The organism is Williamsia sp. SKLECPSW1, assembly GCF_054332755.1.
In genome coordinates this window covers 1,418,547-1,442,850 of record NZ_JBTGLI010000001.1, presented here as the reverse complement: position 1 = coordinate 1,442,850, position 24,304 = coordinate 1,418,547, and the positions used below count along the sequence as shown (strand labels likewise).

Sequence of the window (24,304 nt, the reverse complement as noted above, 5' to 3'; positions counted from 1 at the left end):
GCCTTCTGCGCGGGTGCTCACCCGAGGGCGTCGCGCGCGGCGTCAGCCGCCCAGCGCGTCGGCGGTCGGGAAGCCGAGCGCGCCCTCGGCACCTCTCGAGACGAAGTCGCTCAGTGCCGACCCGGTGAGTGCGTGGGCCCCGGTGGTGGGGCTGAAGTAGACGGTGCCGTTCGCGAACTTCTGCATCGCGCCGCCGACGAGCTGGATGACCGGTGAGAGCACCTGGCCCAGAACGCCTGTCGGTCCGCCCAGTTCGGCGATCTTCGCGTCGATGGCAGCGATCGCGGCGGTGAGGAACTGCGTCGTCGCGTTCGAGGCGATGCCGCCGATGCCCTGCGTGATGGTGTCGACGACACCCGAGGCCCCACCGGTGGTCGGCGCCGAGGTCGACGGCGCGGTCGGGGTCGTGGAGGTGGGCGGGGTCGTGGGGGTCGTCGGCGACAGTCCGCCACCGATCGCCTTCGTGATCGCGTCGAGCACCGACGGCAGGAGCCCGCCGGAGACGTCGGAGGCGACACCGCCGAGGGGTGATGCGGCCCCCGGTGACGCGGGGCCGACGCCGTCGGGCGGTGCCACGATCCGCGGGGCGGGTTGGCCCGCGACGGTGAACCACGCCGACTTCAGCTGCAGTTTCGAGCGGACGTCGTCGCCGGTGGTCTCCACGGTCCGGTTGCTCCCGACGATGCGGACCTTGGTGGCGCGCCCGTGCCCGGGGCCGAGGCCGTTCGCCTCGGTGACGGCGATGTCCCGTAGGGTGCCCACGCCGAACGCCGAGGCGATGCTGCCGGAGCCCACGGTGGCGGTCCAGTCGTGGTTGGGCGATCCGGCGTCGCCGTCGTCGACGACGGCGGGGAAGTTGATGCCCGCGGAGTAGCCACCGGTCGACGACGAGAACTCGGTGAACGCGGGTTGGCCGTTGATCACTCGGATCTGGCCGGCGGTCGCGTCGGCGGCGGCGTTGGTCCGGGGATCCTCGCCCGATGCGCCGCCGTAGACCTGCGACATCATCGTGTCGTCGATCTTCTTGCCCTTGGCGATGGCGGCGAGTGCGTAGGTCCGCGCCGCGACCGCCTGCGCCTTGAGCGCCTCGCCACCGCCCTGGTCGGCCCACCCGGCCGGACTCTCGCGCGGGGTCACGCCCTTGACGTAGTCGTCGATGCCGACGATGTTCACGACCCGGCCGCCGTCGAGTCCGACGGACCCGCGGTAGGCGGTGTTGTTGCCGCAGAACCGCAGCCACTCGTTCGCCGGCCGGTTCGGTCCGGCGGTGACGGGGTCGACGACGGGTTTCGGCAGCGCGACGGTCCGCACCACGGGGCCGCCGCAGCCGGCGGTGACGGTGGCGGTGGAGCCGGACAGGCGCACTGCCTGTCCCGGCTCCACCGTCTGGCCACCGATCCTCATCCCGGCGTCCGCGTGGACACTCGCCGTCGGCTGCTTCGTCAGCGTCACCGACACCGGCGTGTTGTCCACCTTCCCCGCGGAGGTGCCGCCGTAGTAATGGGCGAGGATCTGGTCGTATTTCCATCCGCGCTTGGCGTAGCCGAACGCGCCCCACTGTCCCATGCCCCTGCCGTGGCCGAGCCCGTGACCGATGAGGGTGACGGTGCTCCCGACCGACAAGGTCACGTCGTCGGTCCGATCGCCCAGGTGGGTCCCGGTCGCGATCGCGGTGACCACGAGAGCCGGCGCGAGCCCGAGCCCGACCCACCCGAGCCGTGAGTGTCGGGTCCTCATCCCGATCCGACGCAGCCGTGAGCGGTCGGTGGCGCGTCGTGCCATCGGCGGGAGTCCTCACGGTCGGGAACGGAACCCCTGGGACGTTAGTGTCCGATTACGAGTCACAACAGTCCCACTGGATCACAACAGCATCACGAGTTACGCGCCACGCCGTGTCGGATGCCGGACACGCCGAGGCCGTGAGGTCAGGATGTGGCGGTCTGTCCGATTCCGACCTCCGCCGAGGGAGACACCACCGTGCGCTTGAGATCGACCGTGCGTCCCCGCGCTCGTCGTCATTCCGTCGTCCTCGCGACGGTCGCCGCCCTCGTGGTGGCCAGTCCCGCGGTGGCACTCCTGGGCGGCAGCGCACCGAACGCCGCGGTCGACTCCGGGGTCCCGGAGTCGGCGCAGACCACGGTGCGACAGGTCGCGCTCGACTCGGTGCCCAGCATCGTCGTCGACCTCGTCCGCTCCGGCCTGGCGCGCGCGGGCGTCACCCTCCCGCCCATCGACCTGTCCTCACTGCCCGCGATCGGCCCCGGTGGGATCCCCAAGGAACTCCTCGACGCCCTCCTGCCTCCGACGACCACCTCGACGACGCTCCCGCCGACCGCCACCACCGACCCGCGCACGCCGGTCTCGGCGGACATCCCCACCGGGGCCGTCGTCAAGGAGATCACCCGCCCCGACCCGTTCTCGATGATCGCCCTCACCTGGGACGACCTCGTCGGACCGACCGCGGCCGGCGCCGCCGCCGACGCGCTCGCGCAGACCACGGCGTTCGTCCGTGCGCAGAAACCGGACAAGACCTGGGGTCCCTGGCTGTCGGCCGACGCGATCGACGGCGGGCCCGCACGCACCACGACAGCCATGGGCACCGAACCGATCTGGGTCGGCGCCACCCGGGCCGTGCAGGTCGCCGTGACCCGCGCCGGGGTGGCCACACCGGCGCGTGAGGGCACGGAGGTGCCCCCGCAGGTCGGTTCGTCGACCCCTGTCCCGAACCCGCAGATGACCGTGACCCCGGGGGAGATCGCGCCGCGCGCATTCACCGTCCCCCGGGCGCCGGTCGTCGGCGACCCGATGGCGCCGTCCGGGGCGCCCGCCCCGCCCGGACCCACGACGACCGCCACGGAGTCCGCCCCGGCCACGACGTCGGCCGCCCCCAACCCGCTCGAGAACGTCGTCTCGACACTGAAGGCCGCTCTCATCGACCCGGGCACCGGGACGCTCAGGGGACTCGGCGGAGGCGCCGGCGGCGCCGCGACCGTCCCCCCGGGGCAGCAGCCGCCGATCATCACGCGGGCGCAGTGGGGCGCCGACGAGTCCAAGCGGTGCGATCAGCCCACCTACGACCCGGCGGTCAAGGGTGCGGTGGTGCACCACACCGCCGGCAGCAACGACTACACGCCGGAGCAGTCCGCGGAGATCGTGCGCGGGATCTACGCGTATCACGCGCAGACCCTCGGTTGGTGCGACATCGGGTACAACGCGCTGGTCGACAAGTACGGACAGATCTTCGAGGGTGCGTTCGGCGGGCTCGACCGCAACGTCCAGGGCACCCACACCGGCGGCTTCAACCGGGACACCGTCGGTGTCGCGATGATCGGCGACTACAACGACGTCGCCCCGACGCCGGATCTGATCCGGTCGGTGGGCAGCTACCTCGGCTGGCGCCTGAAGCTGGCCGGGGTCGACCCGAACGGGACCGCGCAGCTCGTCTCGCAGGGTTTCAGCTCGTCGAAGTACGCGGCGGGGGAGACGTCGAACCTGCCGGCGATCTCCGGACACCGTGACTACGACAGCACCGAGTGCCCCGGCACCCTCGGGTACGCCGCGCTGCCGGCGATCCGCGCGGTCGCGGCGGGGGATCTCGCCGCCGCCGGGCCGTCCACGCCGACGGCTGCACCGGACGCGGGCGCCGCGGCGTCGGACACGCCCGCAACGCCGGCACCGACGGCGACGACACCCGGCGCGGCCGAGCAGGTGCTCTCGCCCACCGACACAGGGGCCATCGCCCAGAAGTGGCTGTCGACGGGCGGCGCGACGGGGCCGCTGGGCAACGCCCTCGACACCGAGAAGACCACACCCGACGGCGCCGCGAAGTACGTCGACTTCGACAAGGGCAAGATCTACTGGTCGCCGCAGACCGGTGCCCAGGTGGTGCAGGGCCTCATCGGCAGCGCGTGGGGTGGCGCGGGCTACGAGAAGTCGTCGCTGGGGCTGCCGACGTCGGGCGAGTCGTCTCCGTTCGACGGGATCATCACGCAGGCGTTCCAGTTCGGGTCGCTGATCTTCACCAAGTCGACCGGTGTGGTGGTCCAGGTGGCGAAGGCGTTCGTCGACGAGTTCATCCGCAGCCTCAAGGCGCAGCTCCTCCCGGGTGCGGCGTCGGCGCCGGTGACGGTCCCGAACACCCCGCTGCCGGTGCCGACGACACCTGCGGCGGTCCCGACGTCGCCGCCCGCGGCATGACGGAATCGCCGCGACGGTCCGTTACCCTGAACCCCCGTGGCAGCTGACCAGCAGTACGACCTCATCGTCGTCGGTTCCGGGTTCTTCGGGCTCACCGTGGCAGAGCGCACCGCCTCCGAGCTGGGCAAGCGCGTGCTGGTGGTCGAACGACGACACCACCTCGGTGGCAACGCCTACTCCGAGCCCGAGCCGACGACCGGCATCGAGATCCACAAGTACGGGGCGCACCTGTTCCACACGTCGAACGAGACGGTGTGGGAGTACGTCAACCGGTTCACCGACTTCACGAACTACCAGCACCGGGTGTACGGGCTCTACGACGGCCAGGCCTACCCGCTGCCCATGGGCCTCGGGATGATCAACCAGTTCTTCGGCCGGTCGCACACCCCCGACGAGGCTCGCGCGCTCATCGCCGAGCAGTCCGCAGAGTTCGACAGCGCGACCGCGTCGAACTTCGAGGAGAAGGCGATCAGCCTCATCGGGCGGCCGCTGTACGAGGCGTTCATCAAGCACTACACGGCCAAGCAGTGGCAGACCGACCCGAAGAACCTGCCCGCGTCGAACATCACCCGCCTGCCCGTGCGGTACACGTTCGACAACCGCTACTTCAACGACACCCACGAGGGGTTGCCCGTCGACGGGTACACCGCGTGGCTGGAGAACATGGCATCCCACGAGAACATCGAGGTCCGCCTCGACACGGACTGGTTCGACATCCGCGACACGGTGCGTGCCGCGAGCCCCGACGCCCCCGTCGTCTACACCGGCCCGCTGGACCGGTACTTCGACTACGCCGACGGCGAACTGGGCTGGCGCACGCTCGATTTCGAGACCGAGGTGCTCGACACCGGCGACCACCAGGGCACACCGGTGATGAACTACAACGACGCCGACGTCCCGTTCACCCGGATCCACGAGTTCCGGCACTTCCACCCCGAACGGGACTACCCGAGGGACAAGACGGTGATCATGCGCGAGTACAGCCGGTTCGCCGAGTCCGGTGACGAGCCGTACTACCCGATCAACACGCCGGACGACCGGGAGAAAGTCGCCCGCTACCGCGACCGCGCGAAGGCCGAGACCGCCACGGCCAAGGTGCTGTTCGGCGGACGTCTGGGCACCTACCAGTACCTGGACATGCACATGGCCATCGCCAGCGCGTTGACGCTGTGGACCAACACGATCGCGCCGCATCTGCGGGACGGTGCCGCCCTGGTGGAGGGGGACGCATCATGAGCGTGCGCACATCCCCGGTCGCCGACGTCGAGCGCGGCGCATCCGAGACCGCCCGATCGCTCCTGCAGCGGGTCATCTTCCCCCGACGCGGTGAACCGCTCGACGTCCGTGCGCTCTACCTGGTCGAGTCGGAGACGAACGCCCGTCGCGCACACTCCACTTCGCGGACGTCGGTGTCGCTCGGGGCGGAGTCCGAGGTCAGCTTCGAGAGCTACTTCAACGCGTTCCCGGCGTCCTACTGGCGCCGCTGGAGCGTGCTGACCGAGGTGGTGCTGCGTGTCGAGGTCGTCTCCGGCGACGGTGTCGACGCCGGAGACGGGGGCTCGTCCGCGGCCTGCCGCGTCGACGTGTACCGCTCGAAGATCGACGGATCGCGTATCGCCGTCGACGGCAAGCTCGTCGAGATGGGTGCGGACGGGACCGGTGCCGTCGAGTTCGTCGTCGATCTCGGGCCGTTCGAGGACGGCGGCTGGATCTGGTTCGACGTCACCACCGACACCGCCGTCGAGCTGACCGCGGCCGGCTGGTTCGCCTCGACCACCCCCGACTCGGGTCCGGAGACCAAGCGCGTCACCGTCGGCATCCCCACCTTCAACCGCCCGGCCGACGCCGTCGCCGCACTGGCGGCGCTGACGTCCGATCCTCTCGTCGACGAGGTCATCGACGCGGTGATGATGCCCGACCAGGGCACCAAGAAGGTCCGTGACCAGGACGGGTTCGACGCCGCGGCAACGGCTCTCGGTGATCGTCTGCACATGTTCGACCAGGGCAACCTCGGTGGCTCCGGCGGGTACAGCCGCATCATGTACGAGGCGCTCGACCGCACCGACAGCCCGTACATCCTGTTCATGGACGACGACATCGCGATCGAGCCGGACGCGGTCCTGCGGGCACTCGCCCTGTCGCGCTTCGCGAAGACCCCGACCCTCGTCGGCGGACAGATGCTGAACCTGCAGGAGCGCAGCCACCTGCACTCGATGGGGGAGGCGATCGACCGCGGCAGGTTCATGTGGACCTCGGCGCCGTTCGTCCGCTACGACCACGACTTCGCGAAGTACCCGCTGCGCGACGCCAAGCACTCCAAGGACCTGCACCGTCGGATCGACGTGGACGGCAACGGCTGGTGGATGTGCATGATCCCGCGGGTGTGCGCCGAGGACATCGGGCTGCCCATGCCACTGTTCATCAAATGGGACGACTGGGAGTTCGCCCTGCGCGCCCGTGAGGCGGGATACCCCACGGTCACGGTCCCGGGGATCGCGATCTGGCACATGGCGTGGAGCGACAAGGACGATGCCATCGACTGGCAGGCGTACTTCCACCTGCGCAACCGGCTCGTCGTCGCGGCCCTGCACCACAACGGCCCGCACCGCGGCATCATGCAGTCGTCGATCAAGGCGTTGATGAAACACCTTATCTGCCTGGAGTACTCGACCGTCGCGATCCAGATCGAGGCGATGCGGGACTTCCTCGCCGGGCCGGAGAACCTGCCCGCGCTGCTGCCCTCGGCGTTGCCGAAGGTGACCGCGATGCGCAAGGAGTACCCGGACGCCGTCGTGCTGCCGTCGGCGACCGACCTGCCCCGGACGTCCGGGGAGGCCACACACCTGGGTCGGAACATCCCGACCACGCCGGTCGCGAAGGTCACCACGCTGGCGAAGGTCCTGCGGCGCAATGCTCGTCGCGCCGACCCACGGCATCACGAGGTACCGCAGGCCAACTTCCCGCCGATCGAGGCGCGGTGGTTCTCCCTCGGCCGCGTCGACGGGGTCACCGTCACCACCGCCGACGGCCGGGGCGTCGTGTACCGCAAGCGTGACCGCGACACGATGCTCGCCCTCCTCCGCGAGTCGCTCGCGGTGCACAAGGAGGTCGACGAGCGGTTCGACGAGATGCGCCGTCGCTACCGCGACGCCGCCCCCGAGCTGACGAGCAAGGAGAGCTGGGCACGTGTGTTCGGCATCGGCTGACCCGACACCGGCCCGGGGTGAGGTCGCAGCCCTGCTGACGGTGCAACGCGCCGTCGCCGATCGGCCGGGTGTCCTGCCCGCCGCCCGGGGCCTGTCCCATCTCGGTGAGCACGCGCTGGGCTGGACCCTCACCGCGGGTGTGGGCTACGCCGTGGCCACGGTCCGCGGTGACGACGCCGCGCGGGTGCGCTGGGCCCAGGCCGGCATCGGTGCGTTCGGAGCGCATGCCGCGTCGGTGATCGTCAAGCGTGTCGTCCGGCGTCGGCGGCCCGCCGACCCGCGGATCCGGATCGGTGTCGGTACCCCCAGCCGTCTGAGCTTCCCGTCGAGCCACGCGACGTCGACCACCGCGGCCGCGGTGCTCATCGGCCGCGCGGCAGGCCTCCCGCCCGCGGTCCTGCCCGCCGTGCTCGTCCCGCCGATGCTGGCCTCGCGGCTGGTGCTCGGCGTCCACTACCCGTCCGACGTCGCCGCCGGCGCCCTGCTGGGAGCCGCGTGCGCAGCGGCGGTCACCCGGGATGACAGACTGACCGCGCGCGCGATCGCGTGGTCCGACGCCGCCGGCCGTGCCGTGCGCGGGCGCGTGCCGAGCAGGGGAGAACGATGAGCGAGGAGCCGATCGAGACGACCGAGGTCAAGGGACCTCCGAAGACTCTCGCGGCGGGCCTGGTCAAGGCCGTCCGACCACGCCAGTGGGTCAAGAACATCCTGGTCCTCGCCGCCCCGGTGGCCGCGGGTGCCGTCGGCGACGCCGACGTCATCGCACGTACGGCCATCGCGTTCGTGGTGTTCAGCATGGCCGCGTCGTGCATCTACCTGGTCAACGACGCACTCGACGTCGAGGCCGATCGCGCGCACCCGACCAAGCGGTACCGACCCATCGCCGCCGGTGTCGTACCGCAGTCGATGGCCTTCGTGCTCGCCGCCGTACTCGGTGTGGGCGCGCTGGCCCTGTCGTTCCTGGCCAACTGGAACCTCGCGGTCGTCATCGCCGTCTACATCGCCATCCAGCTCGGCTACTGCTTCGGCCTCAAGCACCAGGCCGTCATCGACATCTGCATCGTGTCGTCGGGCTTCCTGCTGCGCGCCATCGCCGGTGGTGTCGCGGCCGAGCTGCCCAAGGGCCTGTCGCAGTGGTTCCTTCTCGTCATGGCGTTCGGGTCGCTGTTCATGGCGGCGGGCAAGCGCTACGCCGAGTTGCAACTCGCCGAGCGGACCGGCGCGAAGATCCGCAAGTCGCTCGAGTACTACACGACCACCTACCTACGGTTCGTGTGGACGCTCTCGGCGACGGCCGTCGTGCTCTGCTACGGGTTGTGGGCCTTCTCACGCGACCACGACGAGAACGTCTTCTATGCCGTGTCGATGGTGCCGTTCACCGTCGCGATCCTGCGATATGCGGTCGACGTGGACGGCGGGCAGGCGGGTGAACCGGAGGAGATCGCTCTGGCCGACCGCGTTCTGCAGTGTCTGGCCGTGGCCTGGTTAGTATGCGTCGGTGTCGCGGTCTATCTCGTCAACTGAGCCCGAGAGCTCCCGCCGACCCGACGACGACGGGACGGCCACGGACGGCCGCACCGGAGGCGATGACCGTTCCGTCCTGATCCGCCGACTTCCCGCACTCACCGCCTCGGCGAGTGCCCTCGTCGTCGCGATCCTGTTCGCGATCGGCGCCTGGGACCGCCGGTGGATCGCCGACGACGGGCTGATCGTCCTGCGCACCGTCCGCAACCTGCTCGCCGGGAACGGCCCGGTCTTCAACAAGGGTGAGCGGGTGGAGGCCAACACCTCCACGGTGTGGACGTACCTGATCTGGTTCTGGAGTTGGGTGACCGACGCCCAGACCGAGTACGTCGTGCTGTGGATCGCGCTCACCCTGTCGATCGCCGCGTTGCCGTTGGCGATCTACGGCACCTACCGCCTGCTGGACTTCAAGGCCCGGGCCGGCGCCGCATTCGTGCTGCCGTTCGGCGCGCTGGTCTACATCGCGCTCCCGCCGGCGCGGGACTTCGCGACCAGCGGCCTCGAGGTCAGCCTCTGCATCTTCTGGGCCGCGGCGCTGTGGACACAGATGGTCCTCTTCGCCCGACGACCGGTCGGCGGTGACACCGGGCGGATCCTGCTGCTGGCGTTCACCGCAGGCATCTCGCCGCTGGTGCGCCCCGAGCTCGCGCTCGTCGGTGGACTCGCGCTCCTCGTGGTCGTCGCCTCCCCGATGTCGTGGCGTCTGCGGGCGGCGTTCGTCGTCGTCGCCGGGGTCCTGCCCGTCGGGTACCAGATCTTCCGGATGGGCTACTACGGCCTGCTCGTCCCCAACACCGCGGTCGCCAAGGACGCGAGCGGCTCGAAGTGGCAGCAGGGTTTCCGGTACCTCGGCAACTTCTTCAGCCCGTACGTCCTGCTGCTGCCCGTCATCGTGGCCGTCGTCGCCGCGCTCGTCGTGTGGTGGACACGAGCCCAGACCACCACCCGCCGACAGGCTCGACCGGCCGGCGAGGGACGCCTCGGACGGTTCTCCGCCCGCCTGCGCTCTCCCGGGGCCGTCGTCGTGGTGTTCGTCCTCGGCGGTCTGCTCGAGGGGGTGTACTGGCTGCGGCAGGGCGGCGACTTCATGCACGCCCGCGTGCTGCTGCTGCCGCTGTTCCTCCTCCTGCTGCCGGTCATCGTCATCCCGATCTCGCTGCCGTCACGTGGTCTCGGCCGTCAGATGGCGATCCGCGGCGTCGCCGGGGCGGTGGCGTCGACGGCGCTGTTCGTGACGGTGGCGGTGTGGGCGGTCATCACCTCGCACTCGCCGGGCATGCACAACGGCACCGACATCGGGCGCAGCGGCATCGTCGACGAACGCCGCTTCTACATCCAGAACATGTCGATCAAGCACCCGATCACCGCCGAGGACTACCTGGACTACCCGCGTATGCGGGCCATGGTCGAGGCCGTGCAGGAGCACTCCGAGGTCGGCGGTGTGCTGCTGCCCTCCGCGGACTACGACACCTGGTACTACGACCCGCTGCCCACACCCCCGCCCCGCGGCACCCCCAAGCAGCTGACCGTCTTCTTCCTCAACCTCGGCATGACGAGCATGAACACCTCGCTGGACGTCCGCGTGGTGGACCAGATGGGCCTCGCGTACCCGATCGCGTCGCACACCGAACGGCTCGACCACGCCCGCATCGGGCACGACAAGGATCTCGACACCGAGTGGGTGATCGCCGAGTCCGGGGCGATCGAGACCCATCCGTTCCTGCCGTTCTATCTGGACCGGAACTGGGTGCGACAGGCTCGTGAGGCTCTCACCTGTCGGCCGACGCAGGATCTGATCGCCTCCTACAAGGCGCCGATGTCGCTGTCGCGGTTCCGTCGCAACCTCGTGCAGTCCTTCACGTTCACCGACTACCGGATCGAGCGCGTTCCCCTCTATGAGCTGGAACGATGCAACCTGCCGATCCCACCGGACGTGGCCCCGTGACGCCTGCCGGTCTCGTTTGAGTAACGGCAGGGTGTCCCGGTGCGATATGTTGCCGGATGGCGAACTGCCCAGGTCACGTGATCATGTCGGTTGCTCGACGGATCACTGACAGCAGTTTGCCGCTGGCAAAGCGATGAAATACGCTCCGCGAACGGTGCCTCCACTCGTCGGAGTCTCCCGTGAGCTGCGTGAACTGCGCTCAGGACAGAGAGTGAGCAAGAGTCGATGGGTGTGACCACACCGAAGAAGCCCGCCCTGCGCGGCATGGGACGCCGCCTCGCCGCGGTGCTCGTCGCCGCCGCGACACTCGCCGGTCTCGGCGTCGCGGTCGGGTCCGGTACGGCCGCGGCCGCACCGCGAGTCCAACAGATCTTCATCGACGGCTGTGGCATGCCGCCGGTCAAGGTCCGTATGTGGACCCGCCCGGGCAACTACAAGACGGTCATCGCGCTGGACGGTCTGCGCGCGACGAACGACATCAGCGGCTGGGAGCACAACACCCGCATCCAGGACCTCGCGGACCGCGGCGTGAACGTCGTCGAGCCCGTCGGTGGCCTCGCGAGCTTCTACAGCGACTGGGACGCGCCCAGCAACTTCAACAACCAGCCCTACCGCTACATGTGGAGCTGCGCGATCAACAAGCGCCTCATCCCGGAGCTGGATCGCCGCGGCCTCGCCGTCGGGCGGACCGGCAAGTACGCGATCATGGGCATCTCGATGGGTGGCAACTCGTCGATGATCATCGGCGCGAACAACCCGCGCATCGACCACCTGTTCTCGATGTCGGGGTACCTGAACCTGTCGGCGCCCGGCATGCGCGAGGCCATCCGCATCGCCCTGCTCGACGCGGGCATCGAGGCCGGTGTCGGCCCGTTCAACTCCGACTCCATGTGGGGCCCCCCGTTCAGCCCGCGGTGGCTGGAGAACGACCCGTTCGTGCAGATCGGCAAGATGCGCGGCAAGAAGGTGCGCGTCGCGGCCGGCAGCGGTATCCCGGGTGCCTACCCGACCGACCCGGTCGGCTTCATCCAGGGCGCGCCGCTCGAGGCGCTCTCGCTGGCGCAGAGCCGTGCCTTCCAGGTGCAGGCCCTGATCAACGGGGTGCAGATCACCTCGGACTTCCCGAGCACCGGTCTGCACGCGTGGGGTTACTGGTCGGACATGGTGTTCCGCGCCTTCAACCAGGGCTGGTTCCGCGACTGACCCGCTCCGCCCCGTGAGTCACAGAAGCCTCACGATTCACATAAATTCACAGCAGTAACAGTGTGGCTACCACACTTCGGGACGCCCTCCGTGTAGTTCTTCTACGCGAAGGGCGTCTCGTGTGCTGCGGGACCTTCTCGTCGAAGGGTGTGGATGGTGATGGGTGTGTGGCGGCGCGGTGTCCTCGCGGCGACCTCGGTGGTGGCCGTGATGGCGATGACCGGGGCGGGTACGGCGCTCGCAGCGCCCGACACGGGGACGGATGCCCCGGCGAGTTCGTCCGCGGCGCCGGCCGCGCCGGCGCCCAACCCGGCGCCGGCCGCGGTCCCGGGCGTCAAGGTCACCAACACGTTCTGGTACAGCGACCGCCGCGTCGCGATCTGGGTGTACTCGCCGTCGATGGGCCGCAACATCCAGGTGCAGCTGCTGCTCGCACGCGACTGGAACGCCTCGCCCGCCGAGAAGTTCGCGCAGATGTACATGCTGGACGGTCTGCGTGCGCAGGAGGACCAGAGCGGCTGGATCATCAACACCGACGTCGAGAACTTCTACAAGGACAAGAACGTCACCGTCGTCCTGCCCATCGGTGGTGAGTCCAGCTTCTACACCGACTGGAAGCAGCCCGACAAGGGCAAGACCTACAAGTGGGAGACGTTCCTGACCAAGGAACTCCCCCCGGTGCTCGCGGGTCAGTGGCGCGCCAGCGACGTGCGTGGCGTCGAGGGCCTGTCGATGGGCGGCACCGCCGCGATGATGCTCACCGAACGCAACCCCGGGTTCTTCCGCTTCGCGGCGTCGTTCTCCGGGATCCTGCAGCTGTCGTCGTTCGGCATGCCGCAGGCCGTGCAGTTCGCCGTGCGCGACGCCGGTGGATACGACTCGGCCAAGATGTTCGGCCCGCCGTCGGACCCGGCGTGGAAGGAACACGACCCGTACCTGCACGCCGACGCGCTCAAGGGCGTCAGCCTCTACATCTCCTCGGGCAACGGGCTCATCGGCCAGTACGACACCCCGTCGACGTTGCCGTACCTCGCGACGAACTACGCGGGCGTGGGCCTCGAGGTGCTCTCCCGCGTCACCTCGACGCAGTTCGCCACGAAGCTGAACCAGCTCGGCATCGCTGCGCAGGCCGTCTACCGGCCGTCGGGCACCCACACCTGGCCCTACTGGCAGTTCGAGATGCACCAGGCGTGGCCGCAGGCCGCGACGGCGCTCGGCGTCGCCGCCGACACACCGAAATGCGGTGTCGGCGGGGCCATCAAGCCCGTCGCGGACAAGCACCGCGAACTCGGTGAGTGCCTCACACCGGAGTACGGCGTGCCCGGTGGGCGCGCCCAGGACTTCCGGGGCGGGCGCATCCTGTGGTCCTCGGCGACCGGCGCGCACGTCGTCGGCGGCGCCATCGGCGGCGCGTACGTCGCCTCCGGCGGCACCGACGGGTTCCTCGGTTTCCCGATCAGCGACGAGCTGGGGACGCCGGACCGCAAGGGGCGTCTCACCAAGTTCCAGAACGGCTACATCTACTGGACGCAGGCGACCGGTGCGCACCCCGTCTCGGGTGCGATCCTGGCCGACTGGGCCAAGGCCGGCTACGAACGCGGACCCATGGGCTACCCCACGGGCGACGAGGTCGACACCCCCGACAGCAAGGGCCGGGTGCAGGGCTTCCAGATCGGCGCCTACTACTGGACGCCGACCACCGGTGCCCACTCGGTGCAGGGGAAGATCTTCGAGAAGTACGGCAAGACCGGGTACGAGGGCGGATACCTCGGCTTCCCGACGTCCAACGAGCTCGGCGCGACACGCGGCGGGAAGTTCAACCGGTTCGTCGGCGGCAACATCTACTGGACGCCGACCCTGGGTGCGTTCGCCATCCCGACCGGCAAGATCTTCGACGCCTGGGGACAGGCCGGCTTCGAGGGCGGACGCCTGGGCTACCCGATCAGCGACCAGTTCGCGATCACCGGCGGCAACCGCGTGAACTTCGAGCACGGGTACATCGAGGAGATCAACGGCACAGCCGTCGTCCACTGACCTGGGTCGTCGGCCATCCGACGACCCGGCCATCGGTGCGACGCCGGTAGCCTGGCGGGCCGGAACGCAACGAGAAGGGGATCAGATGGGGATGACGCGGGCACGGAGCTGGATCGCACCGTTCTGCGCCGCGGTGGCCGGTGTCGCGGCGGTCGCGCTGCTCGGCGCGTGCGGCAGCGGCGACTCGACGGTCTCCGCACCGGTCAGCAGCTCCGACGTGACGACAGCGGTCACGCCGTCGACGACGCCGTCGGCCTCCTCGACGGCCCCGACGGATTCCTCGACCGCACCCTCGGCCACCGCGGGTGGTTCGGGGTTGCCGGCGACCGCACCGAACGGCAGCTCGGCGCCTCCCGGGTTCCCGGGCGGTGCGCCGGCCCCCCAGGGGAGCAAGGGTGAGGCCTACCTCGCCGAGCTGAAGCGGGAGAACGTCACCATCCCCAACGACCCCGACAACTCCATCGCGCTGGGTGCCGCCGACTTCGTGTGCGCCGAGAAGGCACGCAACACCCCTGCGGCACAGGTCAAGACCTTCGTCACCGCCATCGTCGGCTCGGGCACCACCGACGCGGCCGCCGCGTCGGCGACGGCCGACAAGGTCATCGCGGCCGCGAACGCGAAGTACTGCGGGTAACCGGTGGCCGCTCGTCGGACGCGGTCCCGGCGGCGCACCTGGCTCTGGGTGCTGCTGGGGATCGCCGCACTCGCGATCATCGCGGTCATCCTGGTGATCGTCCTGATCATCAATCTGCTGCAACCCTCGCCGGGTGGCCCGAACGTGCCGGGAACGTCGCCGCCCTCGAGCGCCCCCCGCGCTACCGCGCAGCCCGCCGACTGCCCCGACGTGCAGGTCGTGGTGGTCCCGGGTACGTGGGAGTCGTCGGCCACCGACGACCCGTACTCGCCGTCGGCCAACCCGAACTCGTTGATGTTGAAGATCTCGCGGCCGCTGCAGGAGGCGTTCCCGGATTCGCGTGCCGACGTCTACACCGTCCCGTACGTGGCGCAGTTCCGGAACCCGACCAACCCCGCCGACCGCACCACCGACTACAACACCTCGCGCGCACAGGGGACCCAGCGCGCCCGCGCGGAGATCGAGAAGGTCGCCGGACGGTGCCCGTTGACAGGCTTCCTGCTCATGGGCTTCTCGCAGGGCGCGGTGATCACCGGTGACATCGCCTCCGACATCGGCACGGGCCGCGGACCGATCGCGGCCGACCAGGTGCTCGGTGTGGGGCTCATCGCCGACGGCCGCCGTCAGCCGGGGGAGGCACAGTCGGTGGGCCCGAACCCGGACGGCGTCGGCGCCGAGGTCGCGCTCGGTGGTCTCGGTCGGATCGTGCCGGGCATCGCCATGACCGGTGCACGCCCCGGCGGCTTCGGTGCCCTCAAGGACCGCACGTGGTCGCTGTGCGCGCCGGGTGACCTGATCTGCGATTCCCCGACGATCGTCAACCCGCTGGAGGGGGTGTCGAAGATCGCCGGCGCCGTGAACAACCCGGTCCACGCCCTGTACGCCACCACGCGGTACTGGTCCGACGACGGCGCGTCGGCCACCCGCTGGATGTTCGGCTGGGCGCGCTCGATCATCACCGACGCTCCCCGGCCACCTCACAACTGACCAGGCCGCTCGTCGACGGCAGGTGGTTTGGGCTCGGCGCGGACCTCCCACTATCGTGACCACGTTCTGCGCCCGTACGGTCTCGCAGATGCCCACGACGAGAACGGGAGATCGATGACGACGAGCGACCGGGGTTCCTCGCCACGCCCCTTCCGGTTCGCGGCCGGCGGTGAGGGCAATCGCGACGAGGGCGGCGCCCGCAAGTTCGTCGCCCTCGCGCAACGCGCCGAGGAGTACGGCTTCGACACCTTCGCCATCCCCGACCACCTCGAGAACCAGGTCGGCCCCCTCGCGGCGCTCGGTGCGCTGAGCCAGGCGACCAGCACGATCCGTCTGGCGACGACGACGTTGGCCGCGGGGCTGCGGCATCCCGTGGTGCTCGCCAAGGAGGCGACCACCATCGACGTCCTGAGCAAGGGGCGTCTGGAACTGGGCATCGGTGCGTCGTGGCTGCGGGAGGACTTCGATTCCGCGGGCATCTGGTTCGGCACCCCGGGGGAGCGGCTCGCCCAGGTGGACGAGGCGCTCACGATCCTCGACGTGCTGATGCGCGGCCAGGAGTGCACCTTCCACGGCACGTACTACGACGTGGAGAAGGTCGTCGGGGCACCCCGACCGCGGCAGGGGCCGCGGCCGCCGATCATGGTCGGCGCGGGCGGTCCGCGCATGCTGGCCATGGCCGCCAAGCACGCCGACATCATCTCCGTGGCGACCGGCTCGACGGCAGACGGTCGACTCAAGCTGTCCGACATGACGATGGAGAAGACCATCGAGCGCGTCGACATCATCCGCCAGGCCGCCGGCGACCGCTTCGAGGACATCGAGCTGAACTGGACGATCGCCACCATCCTCGTCACCGACGATCGCGTGTCGACGGCGGAGATGGTGCTCTCGGCCATCGACTCGGGGTTCCCGCCGAACATGGCCAAGGATGCCGAGCTGACCGTCGACGACATCCTGACCTCGCCGTACATCATGGTCGGGTCGTTCGAGGAGATCGCCGAGCAGATCCGGACCGTCCGGGAACGCACCACCATGTCCTATGTGGGGGTGTTCCCCACCCAGATGGACGCGTTCGCGCCGGTCATCCCGATCCTCCGCGAGAGCGAGTGATGACCGGTCTGTCGGGTCAGCCCACGAGTTCGGCTGTCATGCCGGTACTATGCGTAAGGTTTGTCGCGCAGTCGGACGACGCGGGGTCGGGGCCCCACGTACCCGATGCGCGCAGTGATGCACAGACGTACACGGGAGCGCTGGGGGGCGGGTCCGCGGTCAGGTCGATGCGCCTGCCCGAGGATTCCCGACGACGAGGGCCGGTGCGACATGCAGTCGGCCCCGGGCGCACGACACGGGACGGGGCGGAACATGTCAACAGGAGTGCTGATGAAGCGTGAGTTCTCGGATTTCCTCGACGAGAACGGCTACCTCCACATCTCCGAGGAGGACACGCTCGTCGACTACGTCGAACGCAACGTGGTCGAGAAGGCCGACACGTTGGCGTACCGGTTCATGGACTACAGCCGTGAGCGGGACGGCGAGGCCGTCGAGCTGACGTGGGCGCAGTTCGGCAAACGGCTCCGCGCCGTGGCCGCCCGTCTGCAACAGGTCAGTTCGCCCGGTGATCGCGTGGCGATCCTCGCGCCGCAGTCGCTGGAGTACGTGATCGGGTTCTTCGGTGCGCTCTATGCCGGGAACATCGCGGTGCCGTTGTTCTCGCCCGACGAACCCGGCCACACCGACCGTCTGCACGCGGTCCTCGGCGACTGCTCCCCGTCCGTCATCCTCACCGCGACGAAGTCCGCGGAGGCCGTCCGCGACTTCTTCAAGCCGCTGCCCGCCAAGCAGCGTCCCCGGGTCATCGCCGTCGACGCCGTGCCGGACTCGGTCGGCGAGACGTGGAAGCGCCCGACCCCACGGCAGCACGACGTCGCGTACCTGCAGTACACGTCGGGCTCCACACGGACCCCGGCAGGCGTCGAGATCACCTACGAGTCGGTGGGCTCCAACGCCCTGCAGATGATCAACGCGCTGAACCTTCACGAGAACTGCCGCGGCGTCACCTGGCTGCCGATGTTCCACGACATGGGTCTGCTGACCGTGATCGTGCCCGCGCTGGGCGGCAAATACATCACGATCATGAGCCCCGCGGCGTTCGTCCGGCGTCCCGGCCGCTGGATCAAGGAGCTCGCGGCCGAGTCCGACGGGGCCGAGACGTTCGCAGCGGCCCCGAACTTCGCCTACGAGCACGCGGCCGCCCGCGGCCTGCCGCGTGAGGGCGAGCACCTCGATCTCAGCAACGTCATCGGCCTCATCAACGGCAGCGAGCCGGTCACGGTGAGCTCCATGACCAAGTTCCGCGAGGCGTTCGAGCCCTACGGGCTGCCGAAGTACGCGATGAAGCCCTCGTACGGCATGGCCGAGGCGACCCTGTTCGTCTCCGCGCCGCCGCGCGACCGCGAGCCGAAGGTCGTCTACGTCGACCGCGACGACCTCAACGCCGGCAAGTTCACGGTCGTCGACAAGTCCGCGCCGAACGCCGTGGCCCAGGTCGCGTGCGGGCAGGTCGCGGCGAGCCAGTGGGCCGCTGTCGTCGATGCCGAGTCGGCCACCGAGCAGCCCGACGGTGTCGTCGGCGAGATCTGGCTGAACGGCATCAACCTCGGGCACGGCTACTGGGGCCGACCCGAGGAGAGCGAGTCGACGTTCCGCAACACGCTGGAGCACCCGCTGCCCAGTGGCAGCCACGCCGAGGGCGCGCAGTTCCCGGGCCGCTGGCTGCGCACCGGGGACTACGGCGTCTGGTTCGAGGGCGACCTGTTCATCACCGGTCGCGTCAAGGACCTCGTCATCGTCGACGGGCGCAACCACTACCCGCAGGACCTCGAGTACAGCGCGCAGGAGGCCTCCGCGGCGCTGCGCCCGGGGTTCGTCGCCGCGTTCTCGGTACCTGCCAACCAGCTGCCGTCGGAGGTGTTCGCGTCGTCGACGTCAGGGATGAAGCACGACCCCGACGACGCCTCCGAGCAACTCGTCATCGTGGGAGAGCGCAACACCGGCAAACGCCAGGACCCGCAGGAGGTGGCCGACGCCGTCCGCGCGGCCGTCGCCCAGCGGCACGGCGTGATGGCCCGAGACGTGCTGATGGTCCCCGCGGGTTCCATCCCGCGGACGTCCAGCGGCAAGATCGCCCACACCGCCTGCAAGAACGCCTACATCGACGGCACGCTGCGCGGGGGGCACACGCAGACCGCGTTCCCCGACGCTCCCACCGACGACTGACGCGCGAGACGATCGACAGGACGAGATGTCTGAACTGAACACCGGCGCAGCACATTCCGAGGACGCGGGCGAGCACGGCACCGCCGGCGAGACGGCTGGTGACCTGACCGTCGCGGAACTGCGGGACTGGTTGCGGCAGTGGGTGTCCACGGCGACCGGGCTGCCCGTCGAGCAGATCTCCGACGACCGCCCGATGGAGGAGTTCGGTCTCGCCTCCCGTGACGCGGTCGCGATGGCCGCCGACATCGAGGACAAGACCGGCGTGCTGCTGACCGCGACGGTCGCCTACCAGCACCCCACCATCGCGTCGCTGGCCAAGCGGATCATCGAGGGCGATCCCGACGCCGGACGCGACACCGACACCGACGCACTGTTCTACCGTCGCGACCGGTCGGCCGACGACGACATCGCGATCGTCGGTGTGGCGACCCGGTTCCCGAAGGCCGGGTACACCCCGGAGTCGACGTGGGATCTGCTCATCAACGGACGCGAGGGCGTCTCGGATCTGCCCGACGACCGGTGGACCGAGTTCAAGGCCGAGCCGCGCCTGGCGCAGGTCCTCGCCGAGTCGAACCTGCACGGCGGGTACCTCGACGACGTGAAGGGCTTCGACGCGGACTTCTTCCAGATGTCGCCGCGCGAGGTCGAGATGGTCGACCCGCAGCAACGCCTCGCGTTGGAACTCACCTGGGAGGCGTTGGAGCACGCGCACATCCCGCCGAGCGACCTGCGCGGTGAGCAGGTCGGTGTGTTCATCGGCAGCTCCACGAACGACTACCAGATGATGGCCGTGTCCGACCCCGAGTCGAACGGTGACACCGCCGCCTACGCGCTGACCGGTACGTCGACCGCCATCGTCGCCAACCGCGTCTCCTACTATTACGACTTCCGCGGCCCGTCGGTGGCGCTGGACACCGCATGCTCGTCGTCGCTGGTGGCGGTGCACCAGGCGGTCCGCAGTCTGCGGTCGGGCGAGACCGACGTCTGCGTCGCCGGCGGTGTCAACATGCTGCTGTCACCCGCGGCGACCCTCGGCTTCGACAGCGTCGGTGTGCAGGCGAAGGACGGGCGCATCAAGGCGTTCTCGGCCGACGCCGACGGGATGGTCCGCGCCGAGGGCGGCGGACTGGTCATCCTCAAGCGTGTCGCCGACGCACGTCGTGACGGCGACACGATGCTCGCGATCGTCGCCGGGTCCGCGGTCAACTCCGACGGCCGGTCGAACGGGCTGCCGGCGCCGAACCCGGAGGCTCAGGTCGAGGTGCTGCGGACCGCGTACCGCGACGCCGCGATCGATCCGCGCACCGTCGACTACATCGAGGCGCACGGCACCGGCACCATCCTCGGCGACCCCATCGAGGCCGACGCACTCGGTCGTGTGGTCGGCCGGGGGCGCGACGCGGACAAGCCGGCGCTGCTCGGGTCGGCCAAGACGAACTTCGGCCACCTCGAGTCCGCGGCCGGTTCGGCCGGGCTCATCAAGCTCGTGCTGGCGTTGCAGAACGACAAACTGCCGCCGTCGCTGAACTACACCGCGCCGAACCCCTACATCCAGTTCGAGGCCACCCGGCTGCGCGTCATCCCCGAGGCCGCCGACTGGCCGCGCTACAGCGGCCACGCGGTGGCAGGTGTCTCCGGCAACGGTTTCGGTGGCACCAACGCGCACGTCGTGGTCCGCGAGGTGACGCCCGAGGACCTGTCCGAGCCGGTAGCCGCACCGCCGGCCACCCCCGCCGCGGCCACCCCCGCCGCCCTCGATGTCGACGCGGACGTCGACGATGACGACGACGAGTTCCTCACCGACGCCGAGAAGGCGGCGATGGGGATGTTCTCCGCCGCACCGGAACCCGCCGAGGAGCCCGAGGTCGCCGAGGCGGACCCGCTCGCCGACTACGCGCCGGTGACCCGCGAGGGCATGGTCGTGCCTCTCGTGGTGTCCGCGTTCCTGCCGTCGCGGCGCCGCAAGACCGCCGCCGATCTCGCGGACTGGCTCGAGAGCGAGGAGGGGCGCGCGGCGTCCCTGGTCGACATCGGTCGTGCGCTCGCGCACCGCAACCACGGGCGCAGTCGTGCCGTCGTCATGGCCCACGATCACGACGAGGCGATCAAGGGTGTCCGAGCCGTCGCCGAGGGCAAGGCGTCGCCGCTCGTGTTCTCCTGCGACTCACCGGATCCCGCGTCGGCGGTGTGGTTGTTGTCGGGCTTCGGCAGTCAGCACCGCAAGATGGCCAAGCAGCTCTACGGTGAGAACCCGGTGTTCGCCGCCGCGCTCGACCGCGTCGACGAGTTCGTGCAGAACGAACTCGGGTACTCGATCGTCGAGATGTTCTCCGACGACGCGCAGACCTACGGCATCGAGACCGCGCAGGTCGGCATCTTCACCATCCAGGTCGGTCTCGCCGAGCTGCTGCGCCATCACGGCGCCGAACCCGGTGTGCTGGTCCCGCATTCGATGGGTGAGGCGTCGGCCGCTTACATCAGCGGCGGCCTCTCGCTCGAGGATGCGACGCGCGTCATCTGCCAGCGGTCGCGGCTCATGGGCGAGGGCGAGGCCAGTCTCTCCGGCGACGACATCCGCCTGATGGCGTTGGTGGAGTACAGCGCCGAGGACATCACCGGTGTCCTGGCCGACTACCCCGACCTCGAGATCTGCGTCTACGCCGCGCCGACCCACACCGTGATCGGTGGTCCGGAGGCGCAGGTCGACGCGATCGTCGAACGCGCGGAATCCGAGGGCAAGCTCGGCCGCAAGCTGCAGACCAAGGGTGCGAGTCACACCGCGCAGATGGATCCGCTGCTCGGTGAACTGGCCTACGAGCTGACCGGCATCGCACCGCAGAGCCCGACCGTCGGTTTCTACAGCTCGGTGGACCGGGAGACGTTCTACCGCCCGGGATCCGAGCCGGTGCACACCATCGACTACTTCACGAAGGGGCTGCGTCACAGCGTCTGGTTCTCCCAGGCCATCGCGAAGTCGGTGGAGAACGGACACCGCACCTTCCTGGAGCTGTCGCCGAACCCGGCGGTGCTGATCTCCGTCGCCGCCGTGACCTTCGACGCCGGACTGCACGACGCCGAGCTCATCGAGACGTTGCGGCGCAAGGAGGACGAGAGCCTCGGCGTGGTGACCGCGCTGATGAAGCTCTACGTCCACGGCCACGCCGTCGACGTCGCGAGCCTGTTCGGCGCCGGCGAGTACGCCGAGATCCCGCGCACACGCTTCGAGCGCAAGGACTACTGGCTGCGCGCCCGCATCGGCGGTGGCAGCGGTGCAGACCGCGTCCCCGGTGCACACGTCGCCCTGCCGGACGGTCGCCACGCGTGGGAGGTGTCCGCGGCCGCGGTCACCGATCCCCGTGCGCTCGTCGGTGCGGCGGCCGGCCAGGTCCTCACCGACGTCGCCGTGGGTGCGGCGGAGCAGTCGGCACCGATCCCGGCCACCGGCACGCTGACCACCACGTTCACCCCGCATCCCGGCGGAGGGTCGCTGCAGGTCCACGCGAAGGACGGGTCGTCGTTCACGCTGCTGCTCCACGCCGTCGTCACCGGCACCGCACTCGGGGCCACCGCCGTCGCGGCCGAACCGGCCGCGGTGCCGGGCGCCACCACCGAGACCCCGGGTGAGGCCGCCCGCGCGTCGGGCTTCGTCGACGAACGTGTCGTGACCGAGCCGGAGATCGTCGACGACATCGGCCGCCGGTGGAGCCCGGAGGGAGGCGAGTCGGTCGACGACCGGGTCGCGCTGATCGTCGCCGAGTCCATGGGATACGAGGCCGAGGACCTGCCGCGCGAGATCCCGCTCATCGAGCTCGGTCTGGACTCGCTCATGGCCATGCGGATCAAGAACCGCGTCGAGTACGAGTTCGACATCCCACAGCTGCAGCTGCAGGCGATGCGACAGGCCGACCTGCGGGACGTCGTGAAGTTCGTGACCTACGCGGTCGAGCACCGCGATGAGGTGGCCGCACTGGCCGCCGGTGGCGAGGGCGAGGTGCTGGACACCGCGGCCATCGCCGAGATGATCGAGTCGGGTCCCGCCGACACCCCGGCGCAGGACCCGACGCCCGCACCCGAGGCGGCGCCGGACTCGGACCAGCCCACGGATGCCCCCGCCGCACCGGCCGCTCTCGTCGACCAGGCCGCGGTCGCCGCGGCTGCGGGAGCGGACGTCCCGCCACGTGACGCCGCCGAACGCCTCACCTTCGGCGTGTGGACCAAGGTGACCGGGTCCTCGCCGGGCGGCATCTTCACCAAGCTGCCCGTCCTCGACGAGGACACCGCGGAGAAGCTCACCGAGCGGCTGTCGGAGCGCGCGGGCGGCGAGATCGACATCGAGGACGTGCTCGACGCGGAGACCATCGAGGACCTCGCGACCTACGTCCGCGAACACCTCGAGGGCGGTGCTGTGGACGGTTTCGTCCGGTACCTGCGCACGCCCGAAGGGTCTGACACGGCGGGGTCGCCGAAGCCGCCGCTGTTGCTGTTCCATCCCGCGGGTGGGTCGTCGATGGCGTACGAGCCGCTGCTCAAGCGGTTGCCCGAGGACCAGCCCGTCATCGGGTTCGACCGCGTCGAGGGCACCATCGCCGAGCGCGTCGAGCAGTACCTGCCGAAGCTCCTGGAGGTCGTGCCGTCCGGGCCGTACATCCTGGCCGGCTGGTCGCTGGGCGGCGCCCTCGCGTACGGCTGCGCGCAGAAGCTGCAGGAGGCCGGCCATCAGGTCGCGTTCGTCGCCCTCATCGACGCCGTACGACCCAACGGGTCGTCGGAGGAGACCACGGAGGAGAAGCGCGACCGTCTCGAGCGGTACATGGCGTTCGCCAAGCGCACCTACGGCGTCGACGACGTGCCGGTGCCGATGGACCGACTCGTCGACGCCGACGACGAGGGCCAGTTCCGCATCGTCATGGAACTGCTCCAGATGAGCAACGCGAAGATCCCCGGTGGGATCATCGAGCACCAGCGGACGTCGTTCCTCGACAACCGCGCGCTGTCGACCATCGAACCCGGACCGTTCGACGGGAAGGTGGTGCTCTACCGCGCCGACAAGATGCAGGACGGCGCCGTGGAACTCGAACCCCGATGGGCCGACATCCCCGAGGACGGCCGCTGGGGTGAGGTGGTCGACGATCTGGAGATCGTCCACATCGGCGGCGACCACATCGCGATGATCGACGAGCCCTACGTGTCGCGGATCGGGGCGGACCTCTCGGCCCGTCTCGCGCGGCTCACCGCAGACGCGGGCGCATGATGAGGCGGTGGGCCCGGACGGGATCCACCGACCCGGACAGGAGA

The 24,304-nt window shown here is 69.8% G+C and carries 15 protein-coding genes; 13 read left to right on the top strand and 2 right to left on the bottom strand.

Annotation, left to right across the window (positions count from 1 at the left end):
* Positions 1 to 42: 42 nt before the first annotated feature.
* Positions 43 to 1,782, bottom strand: a complete 1,740-nt coding sequence (locus tag ACXVUM_RS06410) for a SpoIID/LytB domain-containing protein (protein WP_458520998.1) — start codon at positions 1,780 to 1,782, stop codon at positions 43 to 45.
* A 195-nt stretch (positions 1,783 to 1,977) separates the two neighbouring features.
* Here ACXVUM_RS06410 and ACXVUM_RS06405 point away from each other — a divergent pair, with 195 nt between their 5' ends.
* From ACXVUM_RS06405 to ACXVUM_RS06370, 8 genes are all read left to right on the top strand, one after another.
* Positions 1,978 to 4,197, top strand: a complete 2,220-nt coding sequence (locus tag ACXVUM_RS06405) for an N-acetylmuramoyl-L-alanine amidase (protein ID WP_458520997.1) — start codon at positions 1,978 to 1,980, stop codon at positions 4,195 to 4,197.
* 36 nt (positions 4,198 to 4,233) lie between these two features.
* Positions 4,234 to 5,433, top strand: coding sequence for a UDP-galactopyranose mutase (gene glf, locus ACXVUM_RS06400; RefSeq protein WP_458520996.1), 1,200 nt, complete (start codon positions 4,234 to 4,236; stop codon positions 5,431 to 5,433).
* On the top strand, positions 5,430 to 7,403 hold the full coding sequence (locus ACXVUM_RS06395) for a glycosyltransferase (protein ID WP_458520995.1): 1,974 nt from the start codon (positions 5,430 to 5,432) through the stop codon (positions 7,401 to 7,403). Before glf ends, ACXVUM_RS06395 begins: the two co-directional genes overlap by 4 nt.
* Positions 7,384 to 8,010 carry a phosphatase PAP2 family protein gene (locus tag ACXVUM_RS06390; RefSeq protein ID WP_458520994.1) on the top strand — a complete coding sequence of 209 codons (627 nt, stop codon included), beginning with the start codon at positions 7,384 to 7,386 and terminating at the stop codon, positions 8,008 to 8,010. Before ACXVUM_RS06395 ends, ACXVUM_RS06390 begins: the two co-directional genes overlap by 20 nt.
* Positions 8,007 to 8,927 (top strand): decaprenyl-phosphate phosphoribosyltransferase, encoded by a 921-nt coding sequence (locus ACXVUM_RS06385; protein WP_458520993.1) that lies wholly within the window; start codon positions 8,007 to 8,009, stop codon positions 8,925 to 8,927. The genes ACXVUM_RS06390 and ACXVUM_RS06385 overlap by 4 nt, the downstream gene beginning before the upstream one ends.
* Positions 8,902 to 10,872, top strand: coding sequence for a flagellar motor control protein ZomB (gene zomB, locus ACXVUM_RS06380; protein ID WP_458520992.1), 1,971 nt, complete (start codon positions 8,902 to 8,904; stop codon positions 10,870 to 10,872). The genes ACXVUM_RS06385 and zomB overlap by 26 nt, the downstream gene beginning before the upstream one ends.
* Before the next feature lie 225 nt (positions 10,873 to 11,097).
* Positions 11,098 to 12,075, top strand: coding sequence for an alpha/beta hydrolase (locus ACXVUM_RS06375; protein WP_458520991.1), 978 nt, complete (start codon positions 11,098 to 11,100; stop codon positions 12,073 to 12,075).
* A gap of 159 nt (positions 12,076 to 12,234) precedes the next feature.
* Positions 12,235 to 14,109, top strand: a complete 1,875-nt coding sequence (locus tag ACXVUM_RS06370) for an alpha/beta hydrolase-fold protein (RefSeq protein ID WP_458522802.1) — start codon at positions 12,235 to 12,237, stop codon at positions 14,107 to 14,109.
* An 81-nt stretch (positions 14,110 to 14,190) separates the two neighbouring features.
* Here the strand turns inward: ACXVUM_RS06370 and ACXVUM_RS06365 are convergent, their stop codons facing one another.
* Positions 14,191 to 14,409 (bottom strand): hypothetical protein, encoded by a 219-nt coding sequence (locus tag ACXVUM_RS06365; RefSeq protein WP_458520990.1) that lies wholly within the window; start codon positions 14,407 to 14,409, stop codon positions 14,191 to 14,193.
* 16 nt (positions 14,410 to 14,425) lie between these two features.
* On the opposite strand from ACXVUM_RS06365, the gene ACXVUM_RS06360 reads away from it, so the two are divergent.
* The 5 genes from ACXVUM_RS06360 to pks13 all read left to right on the top strand — a co-directional run bounded on the left by ACXVUM_RS06360 (position 14,426) and on the right by pks13 (position 24,260).
* Positions 14,426 to 14,743, top strand: coding sequence for a DUF732 domain-containing protein (locus ACXVUM_RS06360; protein WP_458520989.1), 318 nt, complete (start codon positions 14,426 to 14,428; stop codon positions 14,741 to 14,743).
* 3 nt (positions 14,744 to 14,746) lie between these two features.
* Positions 14,747 to 15,730 carry a cutinase family protein gene (locus ACXVUM_RS06355; RefSeq protein WP_458520988.1) on the top strand — a complete coding sequence of 328 codons (984 nt, stop codon included), beginning with the start codon at positions 14,747 to 14,749 and terminating at the stop codon, positions 15,728 to 15,730.
* A 114-nt stretch (positions 15,731 to 15,844) separates the two neighbouring features.
* A complete protein-coding gene (locus tag ACXVUM_RS06350; RefSeq protein WP_458520987.1) occupies positions 15,845 to 16,843 on the top strand; it encodes an LLM class F420-dependent oxidoreductase in 999 nt (332 codons plus the stop codon).
* A 270-nt stretch (positions 16,844 to 17,113) separates the two neighbouring features.
* A complete protein-coding gene (gene fadD32 / locus ACXVUM_RS06345; RefSeq protein WP_458520986.1) occupies positions 17,114 to 19,009 on the top strand; it encodes a long-chain-fatty-acid--AMP ligase FadD32 in 1,896 nt (631 codons plus the stop codon).
* Positions 19,010 to 19,034: 25 nt separating this feature from the next.
* Positions 19,035 to 24,260 carry a polyketide synthase Pks13 gene (gene pks13 / locus ACXVUM_RS06340; protein ID WP_458520985.1) on the top strand — a complete coding sequence of 1,742 codons (5,226 nt, stop codon included), beginning with the start codon at positions 19,035 to 19,037 and terminating at the stop codon, positions 24,258 to 24,260.
* The last annotated feature ends 44 nt before the right edge of the window (positions 24,261 to 24,304 follow it).